The organism is Paracoccus sp. pheM1 (genome assembly GCF_018499825.1).
Classification (GTDB): Bacteria; Pseudomonadota; Alphaproteobacteria; order Rhodobacterales; family Rhodobacteraceae; genus Paracoccus; species Paracoccus versutus.
In genome coordinates, this window is sequence record NZ_JAGXCX010000001.1 from 1,237,067 (window position 1) to 1,249,595 (window position 12,529).

Annotated in this window: 10 protein-coding genes and 1 pseudogene; 7 read left to right on the forward strand and 4 right to left on the reverse strand. The window is 67.9% G+C overall.

The genetic code is table 11. From position 1 onward, the window contains the following. The first annotated feature begins 138 nt into the window (after positions 1-138). Positions 139-1,881, forward strand: coding sequence for a type I secretion system permease/ATPase (locus KF941_RS06180; protein ID WP_036758360.1), 1,743 nt, complete (start codon positions 139-141; stop codon positions 1,879-1,881). Then, on the forward strand, positions 1,878-3,272 hold the full coding sequence (locus KF941_RS06185) for an HlyD family type I secretion periplasmic adaptor subunit (RefSeq protein WP_214272823.1): 1,395 nt from the start codon (positions 1,878-1,880) through the stop codon (positions 3,270-3,272). The genes KF941_RS06180 and KF941_RS06185 overlap by 4 nt, the downstream gene beginning before the upstream one ends. Before the next feature lie 155 nt (positions 3,273-3,427). On the opposite strand, the gene KF941_RS06190 is transcribed toward KF941_RS06185, so the two are convergent. Then, the gene (locus KF941_RS06190; RefSeq protein ID WP_346428966.1) at positions 3,428-4,036 is read right to left on the reverse strand and encodes an NAD(P)H-binding protein; all 609 of its coding nucleotides are present in this window, start codon (positions 4,034-4,036) and stop codon (positions 3,428-3,430) included. A gap of 290 nt (positions 4,037-4,326) precedes the next feature. After that, positions 4,327-5,157 carry a LysR family transcriptional regulator gene (locus tag KF941_RS06195; protein ID WP_214272824.1) on the reverse strand — a complete coding sequence of 277 codons (831 nt, stop codon included), beginning with the start codon at positions 5,155-5,157 and terminating at the stop codon, positions 4,327-4,329. Between the two features lie 113 nt (positions 5,158-5,270). Between KF941_RS06195 and KF941_RS06200 the strand changes: the two are divergent. The 3 genes and pseudogenes from KF941_RS06200 to KF941_RS06210 all read left to right on the forward strand — a co-directional run bounded on the left by KF941_RS06200 (position 5,271) and on the right by KF941_RS06210 (position 8,688). Then, positions 5,271-6,711, forward strand: a pseudogene (locus KF941_RS06200) (aldehyde dehydrogenase family protein). Further along, entirely contained in the window at positions 6,708-7,724 is a 1,017-nt protein-coding gene (locus KF941_RS06205; RefSeq protein WP_214272825.1) for a membrane dipeptidase, read from the forward strand. Before KF941_RS06200 ends, KF941_RS06205 begins: the two are co-directional and overlap by 4 nt. Positions 7,725-7,764: 40 nt before the next feature. Continuing rightward, on the forward strand, positions 7,765-8,688 hold the full coding sequence (locus KF941_RS06210; protein WP_214272826.1) for a BCCT family transporter: 924 nt from the start codon (positions 7,765-7,767) through the stop codon (positions 8,686-8,688). On the opposite strand, the gene KF941_RS06215 is transcribed toward KF941_RS06210, so the two are convergent. After that, positions 8,672-9,139, reverse strand: coding sequence for a hypothetical protein (locus KF941_RS06215; RefSeq protein WP_346428967.1), 468 nt, complete (start codon positions 9,137-9,139; stop codon positions 8,672-8,674). The two genes, KF941_RS06210 and KF941_RS06215, sit on opposite strands and share 17 nt — an antisense overlap. A 53-nt stretch (positions 9,140-9,192) precedes the next feature. Next, positions 9,193-10,566, reverse strand: a complete 1,374-nt coding sequence (locus KF941_RS06220) for a PLP-dependent aminotransferase family protein (RefSeq protein ID WP_214272827.1) — start codon at positions 10,564-10,566, stop codon at positions 9,193-9,195. Between the two features lie 153 nt (positions 10,567-10,719). Between KF941_RS06220 and KF941_RS06225 the strand changes: the two genes are divergently transcribed. Further along, positions 10,720-12,012: a hydroxymethylglutaryl-CoA reductase, degradative gene (locus tag KF941_RS06225; RefSeq protein ID WP_214272828.1), complete on the forward strand. Its 1,293-nt coding sequence runs from the start codon at positions 10,720-10,722 to the stop codon at positions 12,010-12,012. A 57-nt stretch (positions 12,013-12,069) separates the two neighbouring features. Beyond that, a complete protein-coding gene (locus KF941_RS06230) occupies positions 12,070-12,528 on the forward strand; it encodes a hypothetical protein (protein ID WP_036758353.1) in 459 nt (152 codons plus the stop codon). Position 12,529 lies beyond the last annotated feature (1 nt).

Below are 12,529 nucleotides of genomic sequence, written 5' to 3' on the forward strand. Positions count from 1 at the left end.
TAAGACTCGGCGGACCAGCGGCGATTCGCCTCGGGGCAGACGGCGGGGCGGCGGCGGACTGTTTCACGGCTGCGCTTTGGGATATGCGCTGGGGCGATTCCGGGCAAGCCCGGTCAGGATGACAAGGAAGGAACCGGCATGGCCTTGCCGCCGATGCGACATGACGGCCAAAGCGAGCTGAAATCCGCGCGCGGACTGGCCTGGCAGCTTTATGCCATGGTCGGCCTGTTCTCATTCGCGGTGAACCTGCTGATGCTGACCGGGCCGCTGTTCATGATGCAGGTCTATGACCGCGTCCTGGCCAGCCGCTCGGTCGAGACGCTGACGGCGCTGTTCCTGCTGGTCGCCTTTCTCTTCGCGCTGATGGGGGTGATCGACCTGGCGCGCAACCGCGTCATGTCCCGCATCGCCGCCCGCTTCCAGGAACGGATGGAGGGGCGGGTCTTCACCGCCGCCTTGCAGGACGGCCAGGCCGCCGGCTCGGAGCTGGTGGTGCGCGGCGGGATGCGCGATCTCGAGGCGGTGCAGCGGCTGATCGCCTCGCCGGTGCTGATGGCGCTGTTCGACCTGCCCTGGGCACCGTTCTTCCTGGCGGCGGTCTTCATCTTCCACCCGATCCTGGGCGCGGTAGCGACGGCCGGCATGGCGGTGCTGGTCGCGGCGACGCTGCTGAACCAATGGCTCAGCCGCGACCTGCTGCAGCAGGCGGGCATCGCCGGCCAGTCGGCCGAGCGCATGTCCGACCTCTACCGCGACGAGGGCGAGCTGATCGGCTCGCTCGGCATGCGGGCGGCGGCCTTCCGGCGCTGGCAGGCGGCCCGCGACAAGGCGACCGAGGCGACGCTGCGCGCCAGCGATCGCGCCACCAGCTTCACCGTGTTCTCCCGCACCTTCCGGCTGTTTCTGCAAAGCGCGCTCCTGGCCGCCGGCGCCTGGCTGGTGCTGCGCCAGGAGGTGACGCCGGGCGCCATGATCGCCTCGTCGATCCTGATGGGCCGGGCGCTGGCCCCGGTCGAGCAGGTGGTGGGCGGCTGGTCCATCGTCCAGCGCGCCCAGGACGGCTGGAAGCGGCTGGCCGAACTGCTCTCGCGCCGCCCGCCTGTCGTGCAGCGCACGCCCCTGCCCCGGCCCGAGGCCCGGCTCGAGGTGCGCAACCTGGCCGTCGTGCCCCCCGGCCAGGGGGCGGCGATGCTGCGCGGGGTCAGCTTCGACCTTGCCCCCGGCCAGGCGCTGGGGGTGATCGGCCCCTCGGGCGCCGGCAAGACCACGCTGGCGCGGGCGCTGATCGCCGCCTGGCCCGTCGCCTCGGGCTCGATCCGGCTCGGGGGCGCGACGCTGGACCAATACGACCCGGACGCGCTTGGCCGGCTGATCGGCTATCTGCCGCAGCAGGTCACGCTGTTCGACGGCACCATCGCGGAAAACATCGCCCGCCTCTCGCCCCAGCCCGATCCGCAGCGCGTCGTCGCCGCAGCCACGGCCGCCGCCGCGCATCGCATGATCCTGGACCTGCCGCAGGGCTACGACACCCGCGTCAGCCAGGCCGGCGGACAGCTTTCCGGCGGCCAGATCCAGCGCATCGGCCTGGCCCGCGCGCTTTACGCCGACCCGGTGATCTTCGTCCTGGACGAGCCGAACTCGAACCTCGACAACGAGGGATCGACGGCGTTGAACCTCGCCATCCGCACCATCAAGGCCCGCGGCGGCGCGGTCATCATCATGGCGCATCGCCCGGCAGCGATCACCGAATGCGACCTGTTGCTGGTGCTGGACCAGGGCCTGCGCCGCGCCTTCGGCCCACGCGACGAGGTGCTGAAATCCCTGGTCAAGAACGCCGAGCAGATCGCCCGTGCCCAGGGCCACGGCGGAGGGGTGACATGAACGATCCGAATCAGCCCGCCGAGGCCACGCCGCATCTGCGCGCCCAGCCGACCGCCGCGCCGGCCCCGCATCCGGCCCCGGCGCCACCGCCGTCCAGCCGCCCCGACTGGTCGGCGCGTGGCCCGGTCATCCTGGGCCTGGCGGCGATGCTGGTGCTGGTCGGCGGCTTCGGGCTCTGGTCCTGGACCGCGCGCATCGCCGGCGCCGTGGTCGCGCCCGGCCAGGTCGAGGTCGAGCAGCGCCGCCAGGTCGTCCAGCACCCCGATGGCGGGGTCGTGGCCGAGATCCTGATCCACGACGGCGAAAGCGTGACCGCCGGCCAGCCGCTGATCCGGCTGGACGGCGCGCTTCTGGGCACCGAACTCGCCATCGTCGAGGGGCAGTATTTCGAGATCCTCGCCCGCCGCGGCCGGCTCGAGGCCGAGCGCGCCGACCGCAAGCAGATCGCCTTCCCGCCCGAACTGGTCGAGGCCGCCGCCAGCCGCCCCGAACTCGCCGCGCTGATGGAGGGGCAGGCCAGCCTGTTCCGGGCCCGGCTCGACACGCTGGAGCAATCGCTGGGCCAGTTGGCCAAGCAATCCGAACAGGTGCAGGCGCAGATCGGCGGCGTGGACGCGCAGACCCAGGCGCTGGAGCAGCAGCGCGGCTTCATCGCCCAGGAATTGCGCGACCAGCGGTCCTTGCTGGAAAAGGGCCTGGCGCAGGCCCCGCGCGTGCTGGCGCTGGAACGCGAGGCCGCCCGGCTCGACGGGCTTCTGGGCGAGGCGACGGCGACGCGCGCCCGCGCGGTGACGCAGCTGGCCGAAATCGACCTGTCGCGGCTGGAAAAGACCGCGACCCGCCGCGAAGCCGCCGAAACCGAGCTGCGTGAGCTGGGCTATCGCGAGCTGGAACTGGCCGAGCGCCGCCGCGCGCTGGCCGAGCGCATCGCCAGGCTGGACATCCGCGCCCCGGTCTCGGGCGTGGTGCAGGAATTGCAGATCACCACCCCGCGCTCGGTGATCCGCCCGGCCGATCCGATCCTGTTCATCATCCCGCAAGACCGGCCGCTGCTGGTTGCCGCCCGCATCGCCACCATCAACATCGACGAGGTCCACGCCGGACAAAAGGTGGTGCTGCGCTTCTCGTCCTTCTCCTCGCGCACCACGCCCGAGATCGACGGGATGCTCAGCCGCGTCTCGCCCGACACGTTGGTCGACCCGGCGACGCATGTGCCCTATTACCGCGGCGAGGTGACGATTCCCGCCGTCGAGGCCGAAAAGCTGAAGGGTCTGGAACTGGTGCCCGGCATGCCGGTCGAGGTCTATGTCCAAACCGGCGAACGCAGCCCGATGGCCTATCTGGTCAAGCCCCTGACGGATTACTTCACCCGCGCCTTCCGCGAGAACTGAAAAGGCCCCCGACCCCCGTCATTCTTCCTTGCCCAAATATCCCGGGGGAGTCGCGCACCAGCGCGACGGGGGCAGAGCCCCCGCCTTGCCCGCCACCAACGCAAGGGGCATCAGCATGATGTAACTGCCGGTTGCTTCGCCGTTCGGCACGTGGATCAGCCTGTCGAGACTGCGTATGGCGGTGGGCGATGGCAATCCCGGACCATCTCCAGAGACCGCCATTCCACCGCCGGATGGTTGGCATGGTCGCAAAGCCATCCGCCTTGGCCCTTGCTGTCACCGGCGCCGACCCCGGTCACCGCGACAAGCCGCCGGATACCGGCCGCCTTCTTGGCCCCGACAACCGCTTGCGTGGTCTGGGAGAACAGGGTGGTTCTGCCCGGCATGTCGATCCCGAGGCAGATCACCACGGCATCCTGTCCGACGATATGCTGGCGCAGGAATGTCGCGCCGGTGGGCGCGCCGACGGCAATGTCGACGGCTTCGATCTCGGTCAGCTTGCTTGCGCCGCGAGTCGGCACGGTGACGCGATGTCCGAATGACGGCCTGTTCCAGCAGGCAGGAACCCACGCCGCCCAAGGCTCCCAGAACGAACAATTGCATATCGCCTTCTGGGAATGGACGGGTTTCACGGCGATCCAGGGAATGCTGCCATCATTCGATGACGGAAAACATCCCGGACCGCCGGGGTTGATCTGCCCGTCGACCCCGCAAACCTGTGACAGCGGGCCTGCGTCAGCGAAGGAAGCGGCGGTGAGTTCCACATCGTTGGTCGAGCCCCGCCCCTCGGGCACTTTCTGCCGGCCGATCCCGGACTCAGCCCGGCGTCACATGATCGGCCCGGACCACCGGGCTGGACTGGGTCCCGACTTGCCACCTGTGCCACGGACGAAAAAACCCGGACCGCCGGACCTGTGGGACCAGCGATGCGTCCGGCGGGGCCGGCAGCGACGCGGGGCCGAGGCGTTGCCCACACGAGCTGGGCTGCCGCCGGCTGAAATCCGGAACGCAGGCCCGGATCCTGCCCGAAGCCAGATCAGGCGCCGATCAGGTCTCAGAAGGCTTGTGCGGCGGGGCTCAGGTGCCGGTCCCTGCTGTGCATCTTCCTCAGCTCGCGCCAGCTTTCGGGGTCCCGTGGGACAACGAATTCCAGCTGCTCGGGGCTGTGATAGATGGCGCTTTCCGGCAGGACCGTGGCGCCCAGCCCGCTGCGGACGAAGGCCAGAAGGGCGGTAGTGTTGCGCGCTTCCAGATTGCAATGCAGCAGCAGGCCGGAAACCAGCTCGGACGCGACCAGGTGGCAAAGCGGGTTCTCGATCAGCGGCTCCAGTTCCAGCAGCTCCCATGACCGGGCGGCACCCGAGCCGACCGCCTGCGAGATCGACCCGCCCGCCCGGCAGAGGATGCCGAGCGCGTCGCGCCGGATCACCTCGCCGATCTGCTGGTCCTCGGCCGAGGTCGAGAGGATGCCGATATCCGCCTCGTCCAGCTTGATGCGACGGCGGACGGTCGCGGTATCGACATCGCTGATCTCCAGCCGCACATCGGGCCGCTGGCGGCGGAAGCGGGCGATGATCTCGGGCAGCAGGTCCATGGTCGCCGAGGGCACGGCGGCGATGCGCACCAGGCCCGCCGTGGACTTGGCATGCCGGCGGATCGCCGAGGCGCTGCGGTCGAAGGCGTCCAGCGCCCGGTTCGCCTCTTCCAGCACCAGCGCGCCCAGGGGCGTCAGGCGGTTCTTGCGGTCGGTCTCGAACAGGTCGGCCCCCAGATTGTCCTGCAATTGCGACAGCATCATCGAGACCGCCGAGGGTGTGCGGCCCAGAACCGCCGAGGCGCGGCCAAGCGAGCCTGCCTCGGCCACGACCTGAAAGACGCGCAGCATCTCCAGCTTGATCGATATTCAGAAATCCTGAAATAAACTTCAGTTATTTAAGATTAATTGAAACAACCCGGAAGTCTATCTGTTTTCGGCAAATGCAGACCGGAGACAGATCCATGACCGAGACCAGACTCTACATCGACGGCCAATGGCAGTCCGGCGCGACCACGGTGGAAAACCGCAATCCCTCGGACCTGGGCGATGTGATCGGCCAGTTCGCGCAGGCCAGCGCCGGGCAGCTGGACGAGGCGCTGGCGGCGGCGCGCCGCGCGCAGCCGGCATGGTGGGCGGCCGGCATCCAGAAACGGCACGGCGTGCTGATGGCCATCGGCACCGAGCTGATGGCACGGGCCGAAGAGATCGGCCGCATGATCGCGCGCGAAGAGGGCAAGCCGCTGGCCGAGGGCAAGGGCGAGGTCTATCGCGCCGGCCAGTTCTATTCGGCGGCCGAGGCTGCGCCACCAGGGCGACCTGGCCGAAAGCGTCCGGCCGGGCATCGAGATCGACGTGCGGCGCGAGCCGGTGGGCGTGGTGGCGATCATCTCGCCCTGGAACTTCCCGGTCGCCACGCCGGCCTGGAAGATCGCCCCGGCGCTGGCCTATGGCAATGCCGTGGTCTGGAAACCGGCGAACCTGACCCCGGCCAGCGCCGTCATGCTGGCCGAGATCATCGCCCGGCAGGACATTCCGAAAGGCGTCTTCAATCTTGTCGCCGGTCCGGGCCGCGAGGTCGGGCAGCGGCTGGTCGAAAGCCCGCTGGTCGATGCAATCGGCTTCACCGGCTCGGCCCCGGTCGGGCGCGGCATCGCCGCCGCGGCCACTGCCAACATGACCAAGCTGCAGATGGAGATGGGCTCGAAGAACCCGATGCTCATCATGGAGGATGCCGATCTGAACCTGGCCGTCGCCCATGCGGCCAACGCGGCCTTCGGCGGCACCGGGCAGAAATGCACCGCCGCCTCGCGGTTGATCGTGCATGAGGCGGTCCACGACGCCTTCATCGAGCGGCTGGTGGCGGCGGCCAGGGCGCTGAAGGTCGGCCATGCGCTGGAACAGGGCACGCAGATCGGTCCGGTGGTCAGCGAAGGACAGTTGCAACAGAACCTCGACTATATCCGCATCGGCCAGGAGGAAGGCGCCGAACTGCTTTGCGGGGGCGACCGGCTGGAGCAGGCCACGCCGGGCTATTACATGGCCCCCGCCGTCCTTGCCGGCACCCGAAACGACATGCGCATCAACCGCGAGGAGATGTTCGCGCCGATCACCTGCGTCATCCGCGCCGGCAGCTATGACGAGGCGCTCGCCATCCCCAATGACAGCGCCTTCGGGCTGACGTCGGGCATCATGACCCGCAGCCTCGCTCGCGCCAGCCATTTCCGCGCCAACATGCGGGCGGGCTGCGTGATGGTGAACCTGCCGACGGCGGGCACAGACTATCACGTCCCGTTCGGCGGTCGCGGCGCCTCCAGCTTCGGCCCACGCGAACAGGGCCGCTATGCCGCCGAGTTCTACACCACCGTGAAGACCGCCTATGTCGCGGCGGGGGTGCCGGAATGAGCCGCGCGCCGCTGATCGACGGGCTGCAATATGCCAACTGGTCGGAGGGCATCTTTCGCCAGATGCGCCAGGGCGGGCTGGACGCCGTGCATGTCACCATCACCTATCACGAGACCTTCCGCGAGACGGTGCTGAACATCGAGCGCTGGAACCGCTGGTTCGAGCGTTTCCCCGAACTGATCCTGCACGGCCGCAGCGCCGCGGACATCCGGCTGGCGCAAGAGACCGGGCGCACGGCGATCTTCTTCGGCGCGCAGAACCCGTCCTGCATCGAGGACGATATCGGCTTGGTCCAGATCCTGCATACGCTGGGCCTGCGCTTCATGCAGCTGAGCTACAACAACCAGTCGCTGCTCGCCTCGGGCTGCTACGAGGCGGAGGATACCGGCCTGACCCGCATGGGCCGCCAGGTGGTGGCCGAGATGAACCGGGTCGGCCTGGTCGTGGACATGAGCCATTCCGGCGACCGCTCGACGCTGGAGGCCATCGAGCATTCCGGCCGCCCCATCGCCATCACCCATGCCAATGCGAAAAGCTGGCATCCGGCGCTGCGCAACAAGCCCGACGCGGTGCTGCGGGCGCTTGGCCAATCAGGGGGCATGCTGGGGGTGTCGACCTATCCGCATCACCTGCGCGACGGCAGCGCCTGCACGCTTCAGGATTTCTGCGACATGATCGCCCGCACGGCGGACATCACCGGGCCACAGAACATCGGCATCGGCTCCGACCTGTGCCAGGACCAGCCGGATTCCATCGTCGAATGGATGCGGGTCGGGCGCTGGACCAAGGGCATGGATTACGGCGAAGGCAGCGCCGAGGCGCCGGGCTTTCCCGCGCCGGTGACCTGGCACAGCGACAATCGCGATCTGGCGGGCTTTGCCGAGGGGCTGCGCAAGGCCGGCCTGTCCCAGCCCGAGATCGACGGCGTGATGGGCGGCAACTGGGCGCGTTTCTATGCCGAAAGCTTCGGGCCGCTCGACGCCCGCACACCGATCCGGCGGGCGGCCGAATAGCGCCGCCGGCACGGATTTCTTTGTCCGAGGGAGGAAGGACATGAGCAATCTCGACATTCCGCGGGGGATCTCCGGCACCTGGCGCCGGGTCAACCTGCCGCTTCTGGGCATCACGGCAGGCTTCATCCTGCTGTTCTGCCTGCTGGCCGTCGCCGATCTGGCGCGGCTCAGCGCGATGATCGACTGGGGCTTCGCCGTCTCGGCCCGGCTGTTCGGCCTTTACTGGCAGATCCTGCTGTTCGCGACGCTGGCGATCAGCATCGTGCTGCTGTTCATGCCGGGCAGCGGCGTCAAGCTGGGCGGGCTCGACAAGCCGGAACTCACCACCTTCCAATGGGCGGCCATGATCATGACCACGCTGCTTGCCGGCGGCGGCGTGTTCTGGGCGGCAGGAGAGCCGATCGCGCATTTCATCTCGACCCCACCCTATTTCGCCGGGCCGGACGCCGATCCGCAATCGCTCGCCACCATCGGACTGGCGCAGGCCTATCTGCATTGGGGCTTCCTGGCCTGGGCGATCCTGGGATCGCTGACCACGGTGATGCTGATGCATTACCGTTACGACAAGGGCCTGCCGCTGGCGCCGCGCACCCTGCTTTATCCGGTCTTCGGCGAGCGCGCGATCCACGGCTGGATCGGCACCGTGGCGGATTCCTGCTGCGTGATCGCCGTGGTGGCCGGCACGGTCGGACCCATCGGCTTCCTGGGCCTGCAGCTGTCCTATGGCCTGAACGCGCTGTTCGGCCTGCCCGACAGCTTCGCCACGCAAAGCACACTGATCCTGCTGCTGGTGACGATCTACACCATCTCGGCCATCACCGGGCTCGAGCGCGGCATCCAGTTCATGTCGCGCTGGAACCTGATCCTCGCCTTCGGCCTTCTGGTCTTCATCCTGCTCTTCGGCCCGACCTGGGCGACGCTAGGCGTGCCGATGCCGATGGTGTCGCTCAGGGACAGCTCATAGCAGCCGAGATCATACAGGCGCCGAGAACGGCGGAAAGGGCTACCTTGCCCTCGTATGGGCAACCCAGCGCGCAGGAGACATAGCCGCGCACGCGCACCCCTGCCGCACGCGCCCCGTCCATCACCGGCGCAAACCGCTGGAAGCTTTCGTCGATGGAACAGTTGATGTTCCTTTGCGAAAAGCTCTCGGATGCCGAGGCGAAGATCGCGATTTCCTCGGCACCGGCAGCCAGCGCCGCTTCCCGGCCCTTGGGGTTCGGCACCAGCATCGGATATGTCAGGCCGGGGCGACGTGGCAGGCGCGCCAGCACCTCGGCCGAGCCGGCCATCTGCGGCACCCATTTCGGCGAAACGAAGCTGCCGGCTTCGATGGTGGTCAGACCCGCGGAAATCAGGCCCTCGATCATGGCCACGCGGTCATCAACGCCAAGGGGCCGCGCCTCGTTCTGCAAACCGTCGCGAGGACCGACCTCGACGGTGCGGATAGTGTCATGAAATGCCTCTTTCAGTCAGATTTGAGTTCACGACGCAGGAAGGCGCAGAAACGTGGATCAGCCCCATAAGCCACGTTGACCCGCATGGCGGGCCTTCTGCAGGCATCCCGCTCGGTATGGAAGACGCTGGCCGGGGCGATGAAGATGTCTGCCGCGGCCGCACGGCGGCAAAAGGCGGCTTCGTCCAGCGTCTCGGGAAGGGGGACCCAAAGGTAGAAGCCTTGCACCCGCGGCAGGCTCACATCCAGCCCGACCTCGGACAACGCCTGGACCGTCGCCTTCGCCCCCTCCTGCATTCGGGTTCGCAGCCGGCGCAAATGCTTGATATACTGCCCGCTCTCGATCATGTCCGTCACCAGCCGTTCGACATGCGCCGAGGTGGCGACGGTCGTGATCATCTTCAGGTCGACGAGACCGCGGACCAGATCCGGCGAGCCCGCGATATAGCCGCAGCGCAGGCTGGCCGACAGCGTCTTGGAAAACGAGCCGACATAAAGCACGCGCTCTTGCCGACCGAAGGCGGCAAGCCTGGGCAGGGTCGGCGCAAGCAGGTCGGCAAAGATATCGTCCTCGACGATGCGGAAGTCGTGCAAGTCGGCCAGTTGCAGCAGGCCGAAGGCCGTGGCCGGCGACAATGTCCCGCCGGTCGGATTATGCGCCTGGCTTTGGGTGAAGAAAACCTTGGGACGATGGTCGGCAAGCTTGTCCCGAAGATCGTCCAGGTCGGGCCCGTCTTCGATCCGGCGCACGGGGACGACCGTGACCTTGGCCAGGCGCAGCTTGGCGAACAGGGGATAATAACCGGGGCTGTCCACGAACACCGTGTCGCCGGGCTCAAGCAGCTGGCGGATGATCAGGTCCAGCCCGTGGTTCACGCCGCTGGTCAGCATGATGCCGTCCGGCTCGGTCAGGATCGAGCGTTCCGCAAGCGACATGCGCAGCCAATCCCTTAGCGCGCCAAGCCCCCAGGAACTGCCATAGCCGAAGTCGATCGCCCCGTCGCTGCGCCGTCCGGCACGCAGGATGCGACGCATCTCGGCGACTTCGGTCCATGTGGCGGGTGGACGCCCGTCGCCGGGGCGGGTCTCGTAATGCTGGTCGAGCTGTTCGCGCAAAAGCGAGACGATGCTGGTCGCCTCGGTCACATCCGGGCGAAGTCGAGGCGCGGGAGGGGGACGATTGCCGGTGATGAAATAGCCCGATCCCTGTCGGGCGACCGCCAGTCCCTGCGCCACCAGACGGTCGTAAGCCTCGGCCATGGTGTTCTTCGAGACGCCGAACTGCCCGGCGCCGCCACGCACCGATGGCAGCTTCTGCCCGGCACGATAGAAGCCCGAGGCGATCTGCCCGCTGATCTGCGCGACGATAGCGTCCACCCTGCTCATGGTCCCGTCCCGGAAGTTTTACTGGGACAGTCCCGGCCATAAAATCGGCAACTGTCCCTTGATGACATTATGAATGTTAAGACAGTTTATGGCCAGCGCAAGCCCAGCCTGCGCAATCTGCCGTGAATTTGGGAGGATCCCTTGACGACCGGAATGAAACAAACCGCAACGTCGCGGATTGAAAACATGCGCAATCTCTTGCCCGCCGAGCGGCTGGAGAAGGTGGCGGCCGCGAGTGGGCTGGACGAGCAGGCGCGCGCGGCCCTGGCCTCGGCCGACGCCCTGCCGGTCGAGCGTGCGAACGGCATGATCGAGAACGTGATCGGCACGTTCCAACTGCCCCTGGGCGTGGCCACGAACTTCCTGGTCAACGGCCGCGAATACCTGGTCCCGATGGCGGTCGAAGAGCCTTCGGTCGTCGCGGCCGCCTCCTACATGGCGCGGATCGTGCGCCATTGCGGCGGGTTCCAGACCTCGTCCACGGCCCCGGTGATGCGGGCGCAGGTGCAACTGGTCGGCACGACCGATCCCTTCGGCGCACGGCTGGCGATCCTTGCCGCGCGCGACGAGATCATTGCGGCCGCGAACGCGAAAGACCCCGTCCTGGTCAAGTTCGGCGGCGGTTGCCGCGACATCGAGGTGCATGTCTTCCCCAAGACCTCACGCGGGGCGATGGTGGTCCTGCACCTTCTGGTCGACGTGCGCGACGCCATGGGGGCAAACACCGTCAACACCATGGCCGAGGCCATCGCGCCGATCGTCGAGCGGGTCGCCGGCGGCGAGGTGCGGCTGCGCATTCTGTCGAACCTCGCCGACCTGCGCATCGCCCGCGCCCGGCTTGAAGTGACCGAAGAGGCGCTTGCCACCAAGGATTTCTCGGGACGCCGCATGATGGAAGGCATCGTCGACGCCTATGAATTCGCCGCCGTCGATCCCTATCGCGCCGCCACCCACAACAAGGGCATCATGAACGGCATCGACCCCGTGGTCGTGGCCATCGGGAACGACTGGCGCGCCATCGAGGCCGGGGCGCATGCCTATGCCGCGCGCGGGGGGCGTTATACCTCGCTGACGACCTGGGAAATCAGCACCAGGGGAACCCTGGTCGGGACCATCGAGATGCCGATGGCGCTTGGCCTGGTCGGGGGGGCGACCAAGACCCATCCCTCTGCGCAGGCGGCGCTGAAGATCCTGAACGTCGGCTCGGCCGTCGAACTGGCCGAGGTGACGGTCGCCGTGGGGCTGGCACAGAACATGGCGGCTTTGCGGGCGCTGGCGACCGAGGGCATCCAGCGCGGCCACATGGCGCTGCATGCGCGCAATATCGCCATCGGCGCCGGCGCGACCGGCGAGGAGATCGACATCGTCGCCCGTCGCCTGGCGGCCGACCACGATGTGCGCGCGGCGCGCGCCGAGGAAATCCTGGCGGAGATCCGCAAGGGCTGAACATCCAACACCGGCGGGGATGACACCTCGCCGGGGGTTCGTATCTGGGAGGACATCATGAACAATCCAACCCCGGCGCCCGCTTCGGGGCCGGACGGGCAGCTTGCCGAGATCTGGGGCGATGTCGTTTCGCGGCCCCAGCTTGGCAAGGCCATTCTGATCGGCGCGGTCGTCAGCCTGGCCGTCTATGCCGTAGCCCTGGCCACCATCGCGCCCCTGGCCAGCACGCCGGCCATCGGCAAGGCGCTAGCCATGCTGGCAGGGATCATCGGCTGCATCCTGGGCGGGGCGATCTGCGCCCGCCTTTTCCAGCCCAAGCGCCGGGTGGTCGAACAGATCGCGCCGGGCGCCATCTGGCAGACCGAAGTCCTCGACCAGATCGCGATCGAGGGCGGTGCCATCGGCAGCGTCGAGGATCTGCCGCCCGCCGTCGCGCAGGAAATGCGGGAGGTCGGGCTTTATTCCGTCTTCCAGGACTATGAGCAAGACCGCGCGCGCAACCGGGAGGCCGGCTGAG